General features: G+C 75.0%; 17 protein-coding genes. 10 read left to right on the top strand and 7 right to left on the bottom strand.

Annotated elements, in window-relative coordinates:
- The coding region (locus GC722_RS01020) for an alpha/beta hydrolase family protein (protein ID WP_156607201.1) at window positions 1-743 on the top strand (743 nt) is incomplete at its 5' end.
- Window positions 744-756: 13 nt separating this feature from the next.
- Here the strand turns inward: GC722_RS01020 and GC722_RS01025 are convergent.
- Window positions 757-1,230, bottom strand: a complete 474-nt coding sequence (locus tag GC722_RS01025) for an anthrone oxygenase family protein (protein ID WP_156607203.1) — start codon at window positions 1,228-1,230, stop codon at window positions 757-759.
- A gap of 58 nt (window positions 1,231-1,288) precedes the next feature.
- On the opposite strand from GC722_RS01025, the gene GC722_RS01030 reads away from it, so the two are divergent.
- Genes GC722_RS01030 through GC722_RS01050 form a run of 5 tightly spaced genes read left to right on the top strand, consistent with a single transcriptional unit; the run spans window position 1,289 to window position 8,822 of the window.
- A complete protein-coding gene (locus GC722_RS01030) occupies window positions 1,289-2,623 on the top strand; it encodes an SWIM zinc finger family protein (protein ID WP_197429658.1) in 1,335 nt (444 codons plus the stop codon).
- Window positions 2,620-4,149 (top strand): DUF5691 domain-containing protein, encoded by a 1,530-nt coding sequence (locus GC722_RS01035; protein WP_156607205.1) that lies wholly within the window; start codon window positions 2,620-2,622, stop codon window positions 4,147-4,149. The genes GC722_RS01030 and GC722_RS01035 overlap by 4 nt, the downstream gene beginning before the upstream one ends.
- Entirely contained in the window at window positions 4,146-5,225 is a 1,080-nt protein-coding gene (locus tag GC722_RS01040; RefSeq protein ID WP_156607207.1) for an ATP-binding protein, read from the top strand. Before GC722_RS01035 ends, GC722_RS01040 begins: the two co-directional genes overlap by 4 nt.
- A 1-nt stretch (window position 5,226) precedes the next feature.
- Window positions 5,227-7,656: a DUF5682 family protein gene (locus tag GC722_RS01045; protein WP_197429659.1), complete on the top strand. Its 2,430-nt coding sequence runs from the start codon at window positions 5,227-5,229 to the stop codon at window positions 7,654-7,656.
- Window positions 7,653-8,822 (top strand): VWA domain-containing protein, encoded by a 1,170-nt coding sequence (locus tag GC722_RS01050; RefSeq protein WP_156607209.1) that lies wholly within the window; start codon window positions 7,653-7,655, stop codon window positions 8,820-8,822. The genes GC722_RS01045 and GC722_RS01050 overlap by 4 nt, the downstream gene beginning before the upstream one ends.
- A gap of 145 nt (window positions 8,823-8,967) precedes the next feature.
- On the opposite strand, the gene GC722_RS01055 is transcribed toward GC722_RS01050, so the two are convergent.
- Window positions 8,968-10,914 (bottom strand): N-acetylmuramoyl-L-alanine amidase, encoded by a 1,947-nt coding sequence (locus GC722_RS01055; RefSeq protein WP_156607211.1) that lies wholly within the window; start codon window positions 10,912-10,914, stop codon window positions 8,968-8,970.
- Between the two features lie 304 nt (window positions 10,915-11,218).
- On the bottom strand, window positions 11,219-12,244 hold the full coding sequence (locus GC722_RS01060; protein WP_156607213.1) for a zinc-dependent alcohol dehydrogenase: 1,026 nt from the start codon (window positions 12,242-12,244) through the stop codon (window positions 11,219-11,221).
- 89 nt (window positions 12,245-12,333) lie between these two features.
- Here GC722_RS01060 and GC722_RS01065 point away from each other — a divergent pair, with 89 nt between their 5' ends.
- Entirely contained in the window at window positions 12,334-12,717 is a 384-nt protein-coding gene (locus tag GC722_RS01065; protein WP_331714262.1) for a VOC family protein, read from the top strand.
- Window positions 12,718-12,724: 7 nt separating this feature from the next.
- Here GC722_RS01065 and GC722_RS01070 read toward each other — a convergent pair whose 3' ends face one another.
- Complete coding sequence (locus GC722_RS01070) at window positions 12,725-13,774, bottom strand: Gfo/Idh/MocA family protein (protein WP_156607218.1); 1,050 nt, start codon at window positions 13,772-13,774, stop codon at window positions 12,725-12,727.
- A 92-nt stretch (window positions 13,775-13,866) separates the two neighbouring features.
- Between GC722_RS01070 and GC722_RS01075 the strand changes: the two genes are divergently transcribed.
- Window positions 13,867-14,478 (top strand): LON peptidase substrate-binding domain-containing protein, encoded by a 612-nt coding sequence (locus GC722_RS01075; protein ID WP_197429660.1) that lies wholly within the window; start codon window positions 13,867-13,869, stop codon window positions 14,476-14,478.
- A 12-nt stretch (window positions 14,479-14,490) separates the two neighbouring features.
- Here GC722_RS01075 and GC722_RS01080 read toward each other — a convergent pair whose 3' ends face one another.
- Window positions 14,491-16,164: a serine/threonine-protein kinase gene (locus tag GC722_RS01080; RefSeq protein WP_156607220.1), complete on the bottom strand. Its 1,674-nt coding sequence runs from the start codon at window positions 16,162-16,164 to the stop codon at window positions 14,491-14,493.
- Between the two features lie 170 nt (window positions 16,165-16,334).
- Here GC722_RS01080 and GC722_RS01085 point away from each other — a divergent pair, with 170 nt between their 5' ends.
- Window positions 16,335-17,141 (top strand): SRPBCC family protein, encoded by an 807-nt coding sequence (locus GC722_RS01085; RefSeq protein WP_331714263.1) that lies wholly within the window; start codon window positions 16,335-16,337, stop codon window positions 17,139-17,141.
- Between the two features lie 24 nt (window positions 17,142-17,165).
- Here the strand turns inward: GC722_RS01085 and GC722_RS01090 are convergent, their stop codons facing one another.
- The gene (locus GC722_RS01090; RefSeq protein ID WP_197429661.1) at window positions 17,166-17,972 is read right to left on the bottom strand and encodes an alpha/beta fold hydrolase; all 807 of its coding nucleotides are present in this window, start codon (window positions 17,970-17,972) and stop codon (window positions 17,166-17,168) included.
- A 208-nt stretch (window positions 17,973-18,180) separates the two neighbouring features.
- On the opposite strand from GC722_RS01090, the gene GC722_RS01095 reads away from it, so the two are divergent.
- Window positions 18,181-18,765 (top strand): dihydrofolate reductase family protein, encoded by a 585-nt coding sequence (locus GC722_RS01095; RefSeq protein WP_156607222.1) that lies wholly within the window; start codon window positions 18,181-18,183, stop codon window positions 18,763-18,765.
- On the opposite strand, the gene GC722_RS01100 is transcribed toward GC722_RS01095, so the two are convergent.
- Window positions 18,741-19,211 carry a hypothetical protein gene (locus GC722_RS01100; protein WP_156607224.1) on the bottom strand — a complete coding sequence of 157 codons (471 nt, stop codon included), beginning with the start codon at window positions 19,209-19,211 and terminating at the stop codon, window positions 18,741-18,743. The genes GC722_RS01095 and GC722_RS01100 overlap by 25 nt on opposite strands.
- Window positions 19,212-19,791 lie beyond the last annotated feature (580 nt).

The raw sequence follows: 19,791 nt of genomic DNA on the forward strand, positions 1-19,791 counted from the left end.
ACGACGAGCTCGTGCCCTGCTTCCTGTTCCGCCCGCCGGTGGAGGTCCCGGGGGTCGCCGGGGCGTCGGTGCTGGTGGTGCACGGCGGCCCGGAGTCGATGGCCACCCGGCTGTTCAACCCGGTGGTGCAGGCGCTGGCCCTCTGCGGGTTCGCCGTGCTGGTCCCCAACGTGCGCGGCTCCACCGGCTACGGCAAGCGCTGGTACAGCCTCGACGACGTCGAGCTGCGGCTGGACTCGGTGGCCGACCTGGCCGCCCTGCACGACTGGCTCCCCGGCCTCGGTCTCGACCCGGAGCGGTCGGCGCTGTGGGGTGGTTCCTACGGCGGCTACATGGTGCTGGCCGGCACGACCATGCAGCCCGGGCGGTGGGCGGCCGGGGTGGACATCGTCGGCATCTCCTCGCTGGTCACCTTCCTGGAGAACACCTCCGGCTACCGGCGGGCCTACCGCGAGCGCGAGTACGGCAGCCTGGAGCGGGACCGCGAGCTGCTGGAGCGGGCCTCCCCGATCACCTACCTCGACCAGCTGCGGGCGCCGCTGTTCGTCATCCACGGCGCCAACGACCCCCGGGTGCCGCTGTCGGAGGCCGAGCAGATCACCGCCGCGCTCGCCGCCCGGGGCATCCCCCACGAGCTCAAGGTGTACGCCGACGAGGGCCACGGGCTGGCCAAGCGGGTGAACCGGCTCGACGCCTACCCCGCGGCCGTGGAGTTCCTGCTGCGCCACCTCGGCCGCGGCTGAGCGTCCCGGCCGCTCACAGCAGGGCGGCGAGCAGCAGCGCCCCGGCCAGCAGACCGCTGACCGTGCGGACGTGGTTGCCCGCCACCCAGCTGCGCCGCCAGCCCGCCCAGGCCCCGGCGTCCTGGTCGGGGTCCATCGCGGCCAGCCGGTCGTTGCGGGGCACGGAGAAGACGACCGTCGTCCCCGCCACGCCGACCACGTGCACCAGGGCGCCGGCGAGCAGCAGCGCCGACGACGTGCCCTGCCAGCTCAGCACCGCCTGCACCGCCAGCACGACCCCGAGCACGGCGGGGCCGAAGAGCAGCACCATGAACGAGGCCGACCGGGGAGCGGCCACGTTGACGCCCTGCATGGCCGCCATCGCCTCCCGCGCCGGCAGCCGGTCCAGCCCGGCCGGCACGAAGGTCGAGAAGGTGAGGAACGCGCCTCCGGCGGCCGCGGCGAGGACGGCGGTGAGGGCGGTCAGGACCGTCCACAGGGTGCTCATGGCCCCACCCAACCACGGCCGGCGGTGGCCGCGGGGCCGCTGACCGTAGGCTCTCGGCGTGGACCGGTGGAGCAGGGCACAGGTCGAGCGGGTTGCGCCCGACACCGCCGTGCTCGCCGCTGCCCGCAAGCTGGCCACCCCCGGCCCCTGGTCGGGCTGCGGGGCCAACGAGGTGCTGCTGTGGGGCCGGTGCCAGGGCTCGGGACGGACGCCGTACCAGGTGAGCGTGGACCTCGTCGCCCCCGCCTGGCGCTGCACGTGCCCGAGCCGCAAGGTCCCCTGCAAGCACGCCCTCGCGCTGCTGCTGCTCTGGTCGCAGGGGGCGCTCGAACCCGGCGGGACGCTGGCCGGCGGGGACGAGGTCGCCGACTTCGCCGTCGGGTGGTCGGCCCGTCGCAGCGCGCGGGAGAGCGTCGCCACGCCCGGACGCACCCCGGACCCGCAGGCGCAGGCCGCCCGGCTGCAGAGGCGGCTGCAGCTGATGGACGCCGGCGTGGAGGAGCTGGCGCTGTGGCTGGGCGACCTGGCCCGGACCGGTCTGGGTGCGGCCCGCGCCCGTCCTGGGAGCTGGTGGGACCAGGCCGGCGCGCGGCTCGTCGACGCCCAGCTGCCCGGTCTGGCCCAGACCGTCCGCGACCTCGGCTCCGACGTCGTCTCGCGCGAGGACTGGAGCGAGCACCTGCTCGCGGTCACCGGCCGGCTGTGGGCGGTGGTACGGGCCTGGCGACGACGCACCGACCTGGACGCCGACCAGCTCGGCGACCTGCGCACCGTGGTGGGCTGGCCCGTGCCCCGCGACGAGGTCCGCGCCGGTCCGGCCACCGCCGACGACTGGCTGGTGCTCGGCACCCACCGCAGCGACGACGGCCGGCTGCAGCAGCAGCGGACCTGGCTGCACGGCCGCCGCACGGGGGAGACGGTGCAGCTGCTCGACTTCGCCGCCGGCGGCGCCGGGCTGCCGCTGCCGCAGACCACCGGGGCGTCGCTGACCGCCACGCTGGCCTGCTACCCCGGCCACCGCCCGCGGCGTGGGCTGCTCCTCGACGAGCCGCGCCCGGCCGACACCCCGGTGCCCTGGCCGACGCCGCGGACGCTGGCCGAGGCGCTGCAGCAGCGGGCGGACCTGCTGGTGCACCAGCCCTGGCTGACCGTGTGCCTCGTGCACCTGGCCGGCGTCGCCCTCCGCACCGACCCGCCGGCCCGGCTGGTCGACCGCGAGGGGTGGTCGCTGCCGCTGACCGGGGACGCCGACGTCTGGTCCCTCGCCGCCCGCACCGGCGGCCACCCGGTCGACCTCGTGGCCGAGCTCACCGGCGCGGCGCTGCGCCCCCTCACCGTCACCGGGGCGCCCGCCGTCACCGGTCTGCCCGCGGGAGCGGCGGTGGTCGTGTGAGCGCCGGCGACCACACCGGCTGGCAGGCGGCCCTCGTCTCCGCCGCCCTGGTCGGCACCTCGAGGCGCCCACCGCCGCCCCCGCCGGCCGGCTGGCCGCTGCCCGACACCGACCGCAGCGAGCAGCGGCTGCTGGACAGCGCCGCGCTCTGGCAGGCGGCGGTGCGGGCCGGGCTGACGCCCTCGCCGGACAGCCCGGCGGCGCCGGCGCCGCCCGAGCGGCACCCGCTCGCACCCGCGGAGGCCGACCAGCTGCTGCGGCTGCTGCTCGAGCAGCCGCCGGTCCCGGCCGTGCTGGTCGCGCCGCTGCTGCGGCAGTGGCTGGGCGCGTGCGCCGAGCACCGGCTGGTTCCCGACGCCGCCCGGCTGCCCGCCCTGCTCGACCGCGCCACCCGCGACCGATCGGTGCGTGCCGCGCTGGCCCGCGTGGACTCCGCGCGGCTGCGCTGGCTCGCCGCCGCCAACCCGGACTGGCGGCTGCCCGAGGGCCCGGAGGAGGAGGACCCGGCCGGGGCCACCAGCGAGCAGGACTGGGCGCGGCTGCCGGCGAGCGCGCGCCCGGCGGTGCTGCGCCGCGAGCGCGCCGCCGATCCGGACCACGGCCGCGAGCTGGTCGAGAGCAGCTGGGGGACCGACCGGGCCCGCGAGCGGGCCGCGCTGCTGGCGGTGCTGGCCGAGCAGCCGCACCCCGGTGACGCCGACCTGCTGGAGCGCGCCCTCGACGACCCGTCGTCGACCGTCCGGGCCGCCGCGGTGGCCGCGCTCGGCCGGCTGCCCGGCTCCCGGCGTGCGCGACGGATGACCGAACGGCTGGCCGCCCTCGTCACCGTCCACCGAGCACGGGGTCTGGCCCGGCTGCGCTCGGCGCTGCCCCTGGTGGAGGTGGCCCGGCCCGGCGAACCCGACGAGTCCGGCGTCCGCGACGGCCTCGACGAACCCACCAGCGGCTCGCGCACCGACCACTGGCTCACCCAGCTCACCGCCGGCACGCCGCTGTCGTGGTGGACCGAGCAGCTCGGCGTCGGGCCGGCCGAGGTCTGGCGGGCGGTGACCGAGCCCGCCGTCCGGCAGGGGCTGGTCGAGGCCACCGGGCTGCAGCAGGACGCCGGCTGGGCCACCGCGCTGTGGGAGCTCGTCGACCGCCCGCCCGCCAGCTGGCTCGCCCTGGTGCCGGCCGAGCAGCGCGAGCGCCACGCGCTGCAGCGGCTGCGCGCCGACACCGCCCGCTCGGCCGCCACCGCCGGCCGGCGCCGCGGCACCCTGGCGGCCCGGCAGGTCGGCGCGGAGGCGCTGCTGCACGTACCGGGACCTTGGGGCGAGGAGCTCAGCCGGACCGTGCTGGACCTGCTCGCCCGCGCCGAGGCCGGCACCGGCGCGCTCCCGGTCGAGGTGCTGGCCACCCGGCTGCACCCCGCCGCGCGGGCGGTGCTGACCGACCGCGTGGTGGCCAGGGAGACCGCCACCCTGGTGGCGCACGTGCTGCAGTACCAGTCCGCCAGCGACTCCATCCGGGAGGCCTTCCGATGACCGACGCCGTCCGCCCGCACGCCGAGCAGCAGCACGCCGCCGAGCTGGCCGCGCTGGCCGCCGTCGACGACCGGCCGCGCCCGCCCCAGTGGCGGCTGTCGCCCTGGGCGGTCACCACCTACCTGCTGGGCGGCACGCTGGCCGACGGCACGGTCGTCTCGCCCAAGTACGTCGGCTCCCGCCGGCTGGTGGAGATCGCGGTGGCCTCGCTGGCCACCGACCGGGCGCTGCTGCTCCTCGGCGTCCCCGGCACGGCCAAGAGCTGGGTGTCGGAGCACCTGGCCGCCGCCATCTCCGGCACCTCGACCCTGGTGGTGCAGGGCACCGCGGGCACCCAGGAGGAGTCCCTGCGCTACGGCTGGAACTACGCCCGGCTGCTGGCGGAGGGGCCGAGCCGTGCCGCGCTGGTGCCGAGCCCGGTGATGCGCGCCATGGAGACCGGCGCGCTGGTGCGGATCGAGGAGCTCACCCGGATGCCCGCCGAGGTGCAGGACGCCCTCATCTCGATCCTGTCGGAGAAGACGCTGCCGGTGCCCGAGCTCGGCACCGAGGTGCAGGCCGTCCGCGGCTTCAACGTGGTGGCCACCGCGAACAACCGCGACAAGGGCGTCAACGACCTGTCCTCCGCGCTCCGGCGGCGGTTCAACACGGTGGTGCTGCCGCTGCCGGACTCGCTCGCCGACGAGGTCCGCATCGTCGACCAGCGGGTGCGCCAGCTCGGCGACGCGCTGGAGCTGCCGGCCGAGCTGGAGGCGATGACCGAGATCGAGCGGGTGGTCACCATCTTCCGCGAGCTGCGCGGCGGGGTCACCCTCGACGGCCGGACCACCGTGAAGTCGCCCTCGGCCACCCTGTCCACCGCCGAGGCCATCTCGGTGATGACCAACGGGGTCGCCCTCGCCGCCCACTTCGGCGACGGCCGCATCAGCGCCTCCGACGTCGCCGCCGGGCTGGTCGGCGCGGTCGTCAAGGACCCGGTGCAGGACCGGGTGGTCTGGCGGGAGTACCTGGAGACCGTGGTGAAGGACCGTCCCGCCTGGGCCGACCTGTACCGGGCGTGCCGGGAGCTGGACTGAGGTGGAGGAGGAGGCCGGGGCCGAGGAGGCCGGGGCGGTCGCGGCCGGTGGGCAGGCGCCCGCCGGGGTGACGGCGCTGGGCGTGCGCCACCACGGGCCGGGCTCGGCTCGGTCGGTGCTGCTGGCGCTGGAGGAGCTGCAGCCGGACAGCCTGCTGGTCGAGGGCGTGCCCGAGCTCGACCCGGTGCTGCCGCTGCTGGCCGAGGAGTCGATGGTCCCGCCGGTGGCCGGGCTGGTGCACGACGTCGACGAGCCGAGCCGGGCGTTCTTCTACCCGCTGGCCTCCTTCTCCCCGGAGTGGGTGGCGCTGCGCTGGGCGCTGGGGCGCGGCGTCCCGGTGCGGATGGCCGACCTGGCCGCCACCCACGCGTTCGCCCTCGAGCGCGAGCGGACCGCCGAGAAGCGGGAGCGGGCGGCGGCGGAGGGGGAGGAGCGGGCCGACGAGGAGCCGGGGGACCGCGGGTCCGCCCGGACGCCGCGCTGGTGGCGGCCCGACCTGCTGGCCGAGCTCGCCACCGCAGCCGGCTACGACGACCCGGAGCGCTGGTGGGAGGACGCGGTCGAGCACCGCGCCGACAGCTCGCTCGACCGCTTCGCCCTGGTCGCCGAGGCCGTCACCGCGGTGCGTGAGGGCGCCGACCCCGCCGCGACCAGGCCCGAGGAGAGCGCTCCCCGCTGGCTGCTCGAGAACGCCCGGCGCGAGGCGGCGATGCGGCAGGCCGTGCGCGCGGAGTGGAGGGCCGGACGACGCCGGGTCGCGTTCGTCTGCGGCGCCTACCACGCACCGGCCGTCGACCCCACCGGTCGGCCGGCCGCGGCCGACTCGCGGCTGCTGGTGCGGCTGCCGCGGGCCAAGGTCGCCGCCACCTGGGTGCCCTGGAGCACCGGCCGGCTGACCCGGGCGAGCGGCTACGGGGCCGGGGTGTGGTCCCCCGGGTGGTACCAGCACCTCTTCGAGCACTGGCAGCACACCGACGCCCGCAGCGGCTCGGAGACCCCGGCGGCGGGCGCCGGTCACGGCACGGTGGTCGCCGACTCGGCCAGCGCGAGCTGGCTGGTGCGGACGGCGCGGGCGCTGCGCGAGCAGGACCTGTCCGCCGCGCCCGCCTCGGTCGTCGAGGCGGTCCGGCTGGCGGACGCGCTCGCCGTGCTGCGCGGCCGTCCCTCCGTCGGGCTGGAGGAGTTGCTCGACGCCACCCGTACCGTGCTCACCGACGGCTCGGAGGTCCCGCTCCGGCTGGTCGTCGAGCAGCTGGTGGTCGGTGACGAGCTGGGTCAGGTGCCGCCGTCGACGCCGATGGCGCCGGTGGCCGCCGACCTGGCCCGGGCGCAGCGGTCGCTGCGGCTGCGGGTCTCGACCGAGCCCAAGGTGCTCGAGCTCGACCTGCGACAGGACTCCGGCCGCGCCCGCTCGGTGCTGTTCCACCGCCTCGGCGTCCTCGGCGTCCGCTGGGCCACCCCGGTGGAGGCCGGCGCCAGCACCGGCACCTTCAAGGAGGCCTGGCAGCTGCGCTGGCAGCCGGAGCTGACGGTCGCCCTGGTCGAGTCCGGGCTGTACGGCAACACGGTGGCCCAGGCCGCGGCCGGCAAGCTGCGGGAACGGGCGCGGACGGCGGAGGACCTGACCCAGCTCGCCGGCCTGGTCGAGCAGTGCCTGCTGGCCGAGCTCGACGACGCCCTGGCGACGGTGGTGTCGGCCCTGGACGAGCAGGCCGCCCAGCAGCAGGACGTGCTCACCCTGCTGGGGTCGGTGGAGCCGATGGCCCGCACCCGGCGCTACGGCGACGTCCGCGGCGTCGACACCGCGCAGGTGGGTCGGGTGCTGCTGACCGTGGTGCGTCGGGCCAGCGTCGGGCTGCGGGCCGCCTGCTCGGCGCTGGACGACGACGCCGCCGCCCGCGCCCGGCAGGTGGTGGAGTCGGCCGAGGCCGGGCTCATCCTGCTCGACGACGCCGACATGCTCACCACCTGGCGCCAGGCGCTGACGGCGGTGGCCGACGACGAGGGGCTGCACGGGGCCGTGGTCGGCAGGGCCAACCGGATGCTGCTGGACGCCGGCGCGCTGCCCACCGAGGTGGTGCAGACCCGGCTCTCGCGCTGGCTCTCGCTGGGAGCGGACCCCACCCGCGCCGCCGGCTTCCTGGACGGCCTGCTGGCCGGGGACGCCCTGCTGCTGGTCCACGAGCCGACGCTGCTGGAGCTCGTCGACGCCTGGGTGGCCGGGGTCGGGGCGGAGACCTTCGAGGCGCTGCTGCCGCTGCTGCGCCGGACCTTCGCCGGCTTCGCCCCGGCGGAGCGCCGCACCATCGGCCAGGTGCTGCACCGTGACGCCGAGCCGGCGCGGGCCGCGGCCGGCTACGACCCGGTGCGCGCCGACCCGGCGGTGCAGGCGCTGGCCCGGCTGCTGGGTCTGACCGGGGAGGACGCATGAGCGGGGACGAGGAGGAGGACCGTCGCCGGCGGTGGCGGCTCGTGCTGGGTGGCGAGGGCGGCGACCTCGGCGTCGAGCTGGAGGGCGAGGACCTGGTGCGCGACCGTGCGCTGACCGAGCTCTACGACGCCGACGCCCGCGGCCCCGGCAGCCTGGCGCGCTCCGCGCCCTCGGTGGCCCGCTGGCTGGGCGACATCCGCAGCCACTTCCCGTCCAAGGTGGTGCAGGTGATGCAGGCCGACGCCATGGACCGGCTCGGGCTGCAGCGGCTGCTGACCGAGCCGGAGACGCTGGCCTCGGTGGAGCCCGACGTCAACCTGGTGGCCACCCTGATGGGTCTGCGGGGCGCCATCCCGGACTCGTCGAGGGAGGCGGCCCGGCAGGTGGTGCGGACGGTGACCGACCAGCTGCAGGAACGGCTCGGCCGGCAGCTGGCGCAGGCGGTGAACGGGGCGCTGGACCGGGCGCGGCGCACCAGCCGGCCACGGCCGGGCGACATCGACTGGGGCCGCACGATCGCGGCCAACCTGCGTCACTGGCTGCCCGAGGAGCGCACGGTGGTCCCCGAGCGGCTGGTCGGCCACGCCCGACGCCGCAGCCAGCTCGAGCGCCACGTCGTCCTCTGCATCGACCAGTCCGGGTCGATGGCGAGCTCCATCGTGTGGTCCGGCGTCTTCGGCGCCGTGCTGGCGTCGTTGCGGTCGGTGCGCACGACCCTGGTGGTCTTCGACACCGAGGTGGTCGACCTGACCGACGAGCTGGACGACCCGGTCGACGTGCTGTTCGGCGTCCAGCTCGGCGGCGGCACCGACATCAACCGGGCGCTGGCCTACTGCCAGACCCTCGTCGAGCGGCCGGAGGAGACGGTGCTGGTGCTGCTCAGCGACCTGCTCGAGGGCGGGATCGCCGAGGAGATGCTGCGCCGCGTGCGCCAGCTGCACGACTCCGGCGTGGTGGTGGTCGTGCTGCTGGCCCTCAGCGACGACGGCGCCCCCTACTACGACCGGGAGCACGCCCAGGCGCTGGCCGCCCTCGGGGTGCCGGCCTTCGCCTGCACCCCCGACGTCTTCCCCGACCTGATGGCCGCCGCCATCGGCCGGCAGGACCTCGCCCGGTGGGCGGCCGAGCACGACATCGTCACCGCCGGTCACGCCGAGCCGGAGTGACCCTGGCCTGCGGCCCGTCGCTTCACAGCCGTCCGCGCCGCGCCTCACAGCCGTTCCGTCACCTCCACAGCCGGTGGAGGGGCTGTGGAGGTGACGGGCGGGCTGTGGAGCGGGTGGCGCGGGCCGGGGTGCCGGGCCGGTGCCGTCAGCGGTAGCGGATGATCGTCTCGCCGTTGACCACCGAGATGGAGCCCTTCTCGAAGTTCTGCTTGACGCCGCCGGAGACCGTGGTCTGGTCACCGGTCGGCAGGCCGAGCTTGCCCTTCTCGCCGCCGAAGCCCTTCCAGGCGGTGAGGACGCCGCCCTTGACCACCTTGACCTTGCCGCCGCTGACGACGTACGTCGACTTGGTCAGCGTCTGCAGGGTGGCCTTGGTGCCGGTGCTCGAGGTGACGCTCACGGCGTTGGCGCTGGGCTGGCCCAGGGCGAGCTTGGTCGAGGTGGACTGCTTGGACCAGTGCGCGTAGATCTGGCCCTCCATCACCTTGATGCCCTTGTTCTCGAACAGCCGCCCGTACTTGAACGTCTGCGACAGGGTGCCGAAGCCGGACACCTTCGCCTCGCTCCACGGCACGCTGATCCGGCTGCGCAGTCCGCTGTCGGCGGAGTACGTGGTCCAGAAGGCGCCGGTGATGGCGCGGGTGCCACCGGTCTTGGAGGAGACGATCGCGCCCTTCTCGAAGGTGTTGCCGGAGGCGCCGCTCACCGGCCAGCCGCTGCGCTGGTCGCTGGTGGGGAAGCCGAGGACGCCGGTGGCCGTGCCCAGCGCGCGGTAGCGGGTGCGGATGCTGCCGGTGGTCCAGAACGGGTCGGTCCGCGGGGAGTCGAACATGTCGTAGGCCCGGAACTCGCGCCAGGTGCCGTCGCCGATCTTCTTCTCCACGTCGATCGGCCAGCCGAGGTAGCTGCTGCCGCCGCCGAGGGACTGCCAGCGCTGGCCGATGGCCGTGGTGGCCGGGGTCGCCGGCGCCGGGCTGGTGGTCGTCGGGGTCTTCATCAAGGTGGCGACCCGGTCCCGCATCCAGGACAGCTTGGAGCGGACGTTCACGCCGGGGCAGGCGGTCTGCATGACGTCGCCGTGGCCGGAGATCCGGTAGATGGTCTTGCCGGCCAGGGTGACCCGCGACTTCGGGTCGCGGCCGTAGATGCCGAACTTGTAGGCGATCACCTGCGCGCCGGCCTCGAGCATCACGGCCGGGGCGGCCGCGGTCTCGTAGTTGCCCATGAAGGAGACGCCGACGGTGTCGGTGTTCCAGCTGGTGGCGTGGGCGCCGAGCACCGGCTTGTCGAGCCCGCCGGCGCGACCCTCGAAGATCTGGCCGTACTTGTCGACCAGCACGTTGTAGCCGACGTCGCACCAGCCCAGGGTCTTGGTGTGGTAGGCGTAGATGCCGCGGACGATGCCGGCCGACTCCGCCTTGGTGTAGCTGTTCACCCCGGCGGTGTGGTGGACGATGGCGGCCTGCACGGTGGAGGTCAGGCGGTTGGTGCCGCAGCGCCACGACTCGTCCGCGCCCCACTGGGCGCGGGTGATGAGCGCCGGGCGCGGCGGCTTGTAGGCGCCGGCCGAGGCCCGGGTCGACATGGTCGCGGCGGGCGCCGGCGTGGGCGCGCTGCCCGGGTCGATGAGGGTCACGGTGGGGTCGACGACCTGCTCGCCGCTGCTGGTGGTCAGCCGCACCTCCACGCCGTCGGACTCGCCCACGTAGACCGGGTCGGTGCCGGAGCGCTCGGCCTCGGCCGGGGTGGCCGCGGTCTCGGCGGCGGTGCTCCAGGCGGTCCAGCGGCCGTCGGTGCGGGTGCGGAACTCCACGGTCGGGTCGGCGGTCGCGTCGGCGGCCCAGCTGACCCCGAGGGTGGTGAAGGGCTTGGTGCTGCTGTCGCGGTAGGTCCACGTCCGGGCCGCGCCCGCGGAGCGGGTGCTGACGGCGCTGGTCGACAGCGCCTCCTCGACCACGGTGGTCCGGGTGGAGCCGGTCTCGGCGTCGGCGACGACGGGCGCGGACAGGGCGATGGTGGCGGTGAGGGCGGTGGCGGTGACGGCGACCAGACAGGTCTGGGCGCGTCGTGGCCGGTTCGGGGGAGTGGTCACGGCGATGCTTTCGGCAGGGTCGGTCGAAGCGCCCCTGGTGGGTCGCCGGGTCACCGTATGAATTCGCTGAGCGCCGGGCAATTCGCCGATGGTGACGATTTGGTCACGACTGGGCGACACGCCGCGGAATGGCCTTTCACAAGGCCTTTTCGCCGACGATCATGCGCGCCCGGAACTCGACCTGAGGTTGAGAGACAGGTCGACCCTCTGTGAGATCGGGACAGGCGCGCCGAAATGCCCGCCGGTGGTCGTCGGGGACGAACGCCGTATTCCCCTGTGACGGGAGTGACGAGCAGCGAGTTCCTCAGCGGACCTGCAGCGGACGCGACCCCGGTGCGTCGGAGTCGCTGAGCTTCACCACGACCTTGTGCCCCTCCCGGGCCACGCCGGAGCGGAAGGCGGCCTCGGCCTGCTCGAGGGGAAACACGTCGCTGACCACCGCGGCGGCGTCGACGTGGCCGCGCTCCACCAGCGCGATGGCGCGCTCGTAGACCTCCTTCATGCGCCGCACGCAGACCAGGGTGAGCCCCTTGCGGCGGGCCTGGGAGGCCGAGAACGTGGTCTGGTCCTCGTCGGGGATGCCGACCAGCACCACCCGGGAGCCCGCGCGGGCCAGCGTGATGGCCTCCGCGACGGCGTCGGGGTTGCCGTTGACCTCGAAGACCAGGTCGCAGCGCGAGGCGTGGTCCTGGACGTCGCCGGGGGCCACGGCGACGTCGGCGCCGAGCCGGGTGGCGAGCCGACGCCGGTGCTCGCGCGGCTCGACCACGACGACCTCGGCGGCGTTGGCGTTGCGGGCCAGCTGCAGGATGAACAGCCCGATCGGGCCGGCGCCCACCACCCCGATCCGCATCCCGGGCTTGAGGTGGGACAGGTCCACGGCGTGGATGGCCACCCCCAGCGGCTCCAGCGCGACGGCCTGGGTGTCGTCGATCGAGTCCGGCAGCGGGGTCAGCGACCGGTCGGGCCAGGAGATCAGGTCCTGCATGCCGCCGTCGCGGGTGCCGTGGCCGGCGAAGATGATCCGCTCGCACAGGTTGTGGTCGCCGCGGAAGCAGTACTCGCACTCCAGGCACGAGATCGCCGGGTCGACCACGACCCGCCGGCCGGCGTAGGCGCCGGTCAGCGCGGTGCCGAAGAACTCGTGGCCGGGCACCACCGGGTCGGCGATGCGGGCGTCGCCGATGCCGCCGTCGGCGAACCAGTGCAGGTCGGAGCCGCAGAGCCCGACCGCGTGCACGCGCACCAGGCTCTCGCCCTCACCGGGCCGGGTGTCCGGCTCCTCGTGCAGCCTGACGTCCCCGGTGCCGTGCAGCCGTACCGCGCGCATCGCGTCCTCCTCCTCGACCGGCCCTCACCCTACTGTGGGCAGCAGGAGCGACCGGGGAGCCGCTCCACCCCGGACACCGAGGAGGATCCGTGGCCCGGCTGCACGACGTGGTCTTCGACGCGGCGCACGCCGCCACCCTGGCCCGGTTCTGGGCCGCCGCCCTGGACGACTACTCCGTGGCGCCCTACGACGACGAGGAGCTGGCCCGGCTGGCCGCGGCCGGCATCGACGGCCCCGAGGACGACCCCTCGGTGCTGCTCGTCCCCGCCGGCACCGGACCGCGGATCTGGTGCACCGCGGTGCCGGAGCCGAAGACGGTGAAGAACCGGGTGCACCTCGACCTGCTCGCCGCCGACCTGGAGGCCGAGACAGCCCGCCTGGTAGGGCTCGGCGCCACGGTGCAGCAGCGTCTCGACGGCTGGACCGTGCTCACCGACCCGCAGGGCAACGAGTTCTGCCTCGCCGCCGGGTGAGCGGGCCTCAGCCGTCCCAGGGCTCGGCGCCGGTGCGGACGGTCCGGTCGGTGGCCAGGGCCTCCTCGACCGCCAGCGCCACCCGGTGGTCGAAGATGCCGTCGGCCAGCGGGTAGGGCGGCTCGCCCTCGCCGCGGACCCAGGCCGCCGTCTGCTCCAGCAGGGTCGCGATGGCGATCTCCTCGTCCATCCAGCGCCGGCCGCGGTAGGGGTTGCGGTACAGCACCTGCCCCTCCCAGCTGAGGTGCTCGGTGTCGAAGCCGTCCAGGTCGAGGTCGCGGCCGCTGGTGTAGCGGGTGATCCGGGAGCGCAGGATCGTCTCGGGTGCGGCCAGCCGGACCACCTCGTCGTCCATCAGCTCGCCGTGGCTGCCCCGCACCAGCAGCCGGCGGAAGCGCAGCTGGTTGTGCCACTGGTTGTCGGTGAAGTCGTACAGCCCGGAGCGGCCGTCGCCGAAGTCGACGGTGGCGAGCACTGTCCCGGCGTCGTGGGCGGTGTCGTCGCCGCTCCAGGCGTCGCGGACCAGCGGGTCCACCAGCGGTGCGGTGGTGCGGGTGGCGCGGACGGTCACCGGCCCCCGTCCCACGCCGAGGAAGCCGCGCATCATCGACACCGCGTGGTACTGGTGCGTCGAGGAGACCTGGACCTGGCCGGGGGTGCCGATGGCGCCGGAGCGGACGAGCGCCAGCCGGGCGGCGTGGGAGGGCATCAGCAGGTACTGCTCGGCGACCTGGACCAGACCAGACTCGCCGACGTCGGACCACAGCGCGCGCAGCCCCTCGAGGTCAGGGGCTGGCGGGGTCTCGGCCAGCACCGGCAGGCCGTGCCCGACCGCCTCGCGGATCACCTCCGGCGTCACCGGCCAGGGGGTGGAGGTGACGACGAAGTCCGGCCGGGCGGCCGAGAGGCACTCCTGCAGCGTGCCGAAGGTCGGCACCGGCAGCTCCCGGGGCGTCCGCACCACGGCGCCGACGCAGTCCAGGCCGTCCAGCCCGGCGGCGGCCCGCCAGAAGAACCCGGCGCGCCAGCCGGCACCCACCACGGCGAAGGTCGTCATGGCGACACCGTAGTGACCGCCGCCGACACCCCTCGGCGGAGGGCCGTGGGAACGCCCGTGAGACGCTGGTAGCCCCGCCCGAGGAGGCCGCCGTGGAGCTGCCGATGTTCCCGCTGGGCACGGTGCTGCTGCCGCACCTGCCGCTCGCGCTGCGGCTGTTCGAGCCCCGCTACCTCGACATGGTGACCGACCTGGTCGACAGCGGCGAGCTGGTCTTCGGGGTGGTGCTGATCGAGCGCGGGCAGGAGGTCGGCGGCGGCGACGAGCGCTTCGACGTCGGCACGCTGGCCCACGTGGTGGACGCCGCCCGCGGCGCCACCACCATCGGCATCACCGCGGTGGGGACCGACCGGTTCGTGGTGGAGCGATGGCTCGAGGACGACCCCTACCCGCGGGCGGAGGTGCGGCTGCTCGAGCCGCTGCGCTGGGACCCCGGGCTCGCTCCGCTGCGCGAGCGGGTCGAGGAGGTGGTCCGCCGCAGCCTGGCGGTGGCCAGCGAGTACGCCGAGCCGCCCTTCGACCCCGACGTGGTGCTGTCCGACGACCCGCTGGAGGCGAGCTGGCAGCTGGCCGGGATCAGCCCGGTTCCCGAGCTCGACCAGCTGGGGTTCCTGCAGGCGGAGTCGGTGGAGCAGCTGCTGACACTGGTGCACGACGCCACCGTGGAGGCCACCGGGGCGTGGCGGATGGGTTGGACCGGCTGATCCGCGGGCCGGTCAGCGGCTGCTGAGCACCGACGAGGCGGCGATCTTGAGGACGCCCTCCTCCTCGACCAGCTCGAAGGCGGTCACCTCGGTCTCGCTGCCGCCGTCCTCGTAGTAGTAGGTCAGCGTGGCCTGCGCCCGGTCCGGCGGCTCGGCCGTCACGTCGCTGGCCTCGACCCGCTCGATCTCGGCCCAGAAGTCCTCGTAGGCCTCGCGCCCGCCGGCGTGGTCGCTCTGGTAGCTGCTCGTCATCAGCGGCCAGGCGTCGTCGGTGCGGTCGGGCATCAGGGCGTAGTAGCCGGTGATCGCCTCGCGCAGCTCCTGCTCGCTCGGACCGCCGCCGTCGTCCTCGTCCGTCGGCTCGGCGGAGGAGGGTGCTGGGGAGCTCGACTCCTCCTCCTGCTGCTCGTCGTCGCCCTGCTCGTCCGAGGACGGCGGCGGCGCGGAGGCGGTGGCGGTGTCGTCGGCGGAGGGTTCGTCGCTGGCCGACGGCTCGGCGCTGCTGGAGGAGACGGGCGGGTCGGCGACCGTGCCGCGGTCCCCGAGCAGCTGCGGCACGAGGAGGGCGGCCAGGGCGCCGACCACCACGAGCACGGCCAGCACGGCCAGACCGGTGCGCCGCCTGCGCGGCGGGGTGTCCTCCGGCGCGTCGCGGTGGTCTTCTGCCGGGTGCGCGGCGGCCCGCGGGGGCGGTGCGGGATCCATCCGGAAGGTGTCCGGGCGCGGCTGCGGGGCCGCGGCGGAGGTGCCCGCCACCGCCTGCTGCGGCGCGTCCGCCGGGGTGCCGACCGACGCGGCGGCCGCGCTGGTGGCGAACGGCAGCGGCGGGGTCGACCCGGCCGAGGGACGCCCCGCCTCGCCGCTCTCGGTGCGGGCGAGGGCCTCGAGCTCGCCGGCCACCGTGCCCATCGACGGGCGGGCCGCCGGGTCGCGGGCCAGCATCCGCAGCAGCAGCGGGGTGAGCGGGCCGCTCTGCCGCGGCGGCTGGATGCTGCCGGAGGCGACCCGGTGCAGCAGGGCGATCGAGTTGGCGTCGTTGCCGAACGGCGGCGCCCCCTCGAGCGCGGCGTACAGCGTCGCGCCGAGGCAGAAGACGTCGGAGGCGTAGGTGGCCTCCTCGCCGCGCGCCACCTCCGGCGCCAGGTAGGCGGGGGTGCCGTGGACCATCCCGGTGCTGGTGAGGGAGATGTCGTCCAGCGCCCGCGAGATGCCGAAGTCGCTGATCAGCGTGCTGCCGTCGTCGCCCAGCAGGACGTTGCCGGGCTTCACGTCGCGGTGGATGATCCCGAGGTCGTGGGCGGCGGCCAGCGCCGAGGCGACGCGGGTGCCCAGGTGGGCCACCTCACCGGGCGGCAGCGGGCCGTGGTCGCGGAGCACCTCGGCCAGCGTGGTGGAGGCGAGGAACTGCATCACCAGGCAGGGGCGGCCGTCGTCGTCGACCACGTCGAACACCGAGACCGCGTGGCGGTGGTGCAGCCGGGCGGTGATCCGCGCCTCCCGCATGGCCCGGTCGTTGGCGAGGGTGGTCTCCTCGTCGCTGAGCCCGGCGAGGGGGCGCAGCTGCTTGACCGCGACCTCCCGCTGCAGCCGCTCGTCCCAGGCCCGCCAGACGACGCCCATGCCGCCGCTGCCCACCATCTCGAGGAGGCGGTAGCGGCCTGCGATCAGGCTCCCGGGCTCGCTCACCACACCTCTTCTCGCCTGCTTGACGGGTCCTGTCGAGCCTACGGCACGCCCCAGCGGGGCCCCGGGCCGCGGCGGAGCGGGGGTTTGGTGCCGCCGCCCCTGGGAAAGGTCCAGGTCCAGGGGATCACGAAGCGCCCCGCCCCGACCTCTGTCTCGTCGAAGGAGAACCCGTGGTTACGAAGGTTGAGAAGTCGGTCATGGTGAACGTGCCGGTCAGCATCGCGTACAACCAGTGGACCCAGTTCGAGGAGTTCCCCCGCTTCATGGGTGGGATCTCGAAGGTCACCCAGCTCGAGGACGACCGGCTGCTGTGGGTGGCCGAGATCGCCGGGGTGCGCCGGGAGTGGGAGGCGCAGATCCTGGAGCAGGTGCCGGACAGCAAGATCGCCTGGGCCGCGACCCAGGGAGCGACCAACGCCGGTGCGGTCACCTTCGAGGACGTCGGCGGCGGGCAGACCAAGGTGCACCTGTCGCTGGAGTACGAGCCCGAGGGCCTGGTCGAGAAGGTCGGCGACAAGCTGAACGTGGTGGAGAACCGCGCCGAGGCCGACCTGGAGCGGTTCAAGGCGTTCATCGAGGACGAGGGCTACGCCAGCGGCGCCTGGCGCGGCTCGGTCGCCGAGGGCTCCACCATCGGCGCGCCCGGGGTGGAGGAGGCCCAGGAGACCCGCGGTGACAGCGGCAAGGCCGGGGTGTCGGGCAAGGCCGTCGCCGCCGGGCTCGGTGTCGCCGCCGCGGCCGCGGCCGGGGTGGCCGCCTCCCGCAGCAAGAGCGGCGACACCGACGTGGAGTCCACGCCTGACGTCGAGGTCGTTGAGGAGACCGGCCCGATCGTGGCCGAGCCCACCGTCACCGACCTGCCGACCAGCCAGCCGCCGGTGGGTGCCGCCCCGTCGGACGCCCACGTGCTGACCACCGACGAGATCGAGGCCAGCGTCGAGGACGAGCAGGGTCGCACCCGCCACCCGGACGCCTGACCGCGTGCCCGCTGCGTCGGGCCGTCAGCCTGACGCAGCGGGTCCGCCCAGCCGGTCGACCAGCGCGGCCAGCTCGCGCGGCGCCTCGAGGTGGGCCATGTGCCCCTGCCCGGGGAGCTCGTGGACGGCGGCGCCCGGGACCGCCCGGCAGACGTCGTCGAAGGACGTGCCGTACGGGGGCAGGCCCCGGTCGAGGCCGCCGACCACCAGGTCGACGCGGCCCGCGGCGCGCGCGAGCCCGGGCCCCGCCTCGGCCTGGTCGATGGCCAGGGTCTCCTGGTAGACCGGCACGCCGAGCCGCCGCAGGGCCTGCCAGGCGGCGTCGTCCATGCGGAGCCGCTCGACCGCCGCCGCGTCCATGCCGGACACCTGGCGCATCACGATCTCGACGGTCGCGTCTGGGTCGTCGGCCTCGGAGGCCCGGCGCAGGTCGTCGAGCGCGTGCGCCGCGAAGGGCCGGATGACCGGCTCGTAGGCGATGACGTGCGGCAGCGGGTGCGTGCTCGCCAGCCGCAGGGCGATCAGCCCGCCGTAGCTCCAGCCGAAGAGCGTGCGGACGTCGCCGAAGCCGGCGAGCACCGCGGCCGCGTCGGCCACCTCGGTGCCGAGGGAGTAGCCGGGCCCCAACGGGCCGGACGGGTGCCGTCCCCGGCGGTTCACCACCGCCACCGTCTGCCAGCCGGTGAGCGCGCCCGCGACGTGACGCCAGACCGAGGCCTTGCTCATCACGCCGGGGATCATCACGATCGCCGCACCGTCGGGCTCTCCGTAGACGTCGACGGTGATCCAGCTGTCGGTGACCTCGATCCTCTTCTGCAGCGTCCGCTCCACGACCCGATTCTCGTGGGCCGCGCGTCACGAGGCCCGCGGCCGGTCCGGATCTCTGCCTGTGGTCGTGCGCGGATCTCTGCCCGGGAGCGGACGCCGCGACGGTCGGGCGGTGGTTCGCTCGTAGAGGTCGGCCGGACCCGGTCGACCGGACCGCTGGAGCGCGGCCCCGACTCGGGCAGCCGTCGCTCGAGCCGCTACGAGGAGAGCCATGACCGCGACGTACACCTTCGACGTGTTCTCCACCCTGGACGGGTTCGGCTCCTACGGGGCCGAGGGCGACTGGGGCGGCTACTGGGGCAAGCAGGGCCCGGAGTTCCTGGCGCACCGTCTCGCCCAGTACAGCCAGGACCTGCGGCTGGTGCTGGGGGCCAGCACCTTCCGCGAGTTCACGCAGCACCTGGCCTCGATCACCCCCGAGTCCCACTCCGAGGACCCGGTGAACACCAGGATCAAGTACTCACCGACGACCGTCGTGTCGTCCACCCTGCGGGGTCCGCTGGCGTGGCCGGACGCCACCGTCGTCGGCGGTGACGCCGTCGAGGTGGTGAGGCGGCTGAAGGAGGAGTCGGAGGTGCCGTTGCGGTCCCACGGCAGCCTGTCGCTGAACCGGGCGCTGATGGCCGCCGGCCTCGTCGACCGCCTCCAGGTGACCATCTTCCCCGTGATCAGCGGCCGCACCGGGACCGCTCCGGTGTTCGGCGGTGCCGCCGACTTCGACCTCGAGCTCCTCGAGCAGCGCACGCTCGACGGCCGCATCCAGGAGCTCGTCTACCGGCCCACCCTCCACGGCTGACGGCTGCGCCCGCCCCGGGCGACCCCGGCGACCACGGCGACGACCGCCGTCACCGCACCCGTGCCCAGCCCGACCACCGCGCTGCAGAGCCGGACCACCAGCTCCCGCAGGCCGGGCTGGAAGCCGCTGGCGAGGTCGAGCGCGGCCCGGGGGATGCTGTGCTGCGAGCCGGGTGCGGTCCACAGCAGCTGGTGGACCAGCACCAGCGAGAGCCCGTAGAGCAGACCCAGGACCAGGAAGTTCCGCACGGGTCTGCGGGACGGACGCAGCACGGCGACCGCGAGCCAGACCACGAACGGGCCGAGGGCGAGCACGTAGTACAACGCCGAGCTCTCCGGGGCGACCACGTCGAGGTCGGCGAGCACCGTGCGGGGCAGCCCGATGGCCACCAGGGTCAGCATGAGGGGCCAGGGCAGGTCGGTGAGCGGGAATCGTCGCGGTGTCATGGCGGGCCTCCTGAGTGGGGAGGGGGGCCGGACGAGCGCAGGGGTGGAGAGCGCGTCACCCGGTCCCCGGGGTCTCGTCGACGATCATCGAGCCGCGGCGACGGCCGCGCCTCTGCCCCCGGGGGTGTTCTGATCTCTGCCGTGGCGCGGAGGACCCGCCCGACGTCAGGGCCGGCGGTGGGCGGGGCCCGCCTCGACGGACGCGCGAACCGGGGACGTGGAGCGGCTGGCTGGTGCCAACGGGACTCGCACCCGGGACCTCGTGCCGCGAGGACCAGCACAGGGCCTTGTGGAGCGTCGGCGACGCCGGAACGATGACACGGCGGTCCCCGACTGGCACGAGGACGCGGGCACCGTGCTGCAGGTTGCTGCCGCAGCAGCCGTCGCACCCGTCCGCGCTGCCGTACTGGTGAGCAAGGGTCGGTGCGGGCAGGTCGTTGACGGCGGTTCTCCGTGGACAGATGATTCGGGTAGCGGCGCATCCAGCCGCTGCCGACCACAACAGCTTCAAGGACGAGGCGGGTGGCGATGGACAGTCACGACATCCTGTGGCACCACAGCGAGAGCGGCGAGAGCCAGA

Origin of the sequence: Auraticoccus cholistanensis, assembly GCF_009742705.1 — a bacterium.
GTDB classification, from domain to species: domain Bacteria; phylum Actinomycetota; class Actinomycetes; order Propionibacteriales; family Propionibacteriaceae; genus Auraticoccus; species Auraticoccus cholistanensis.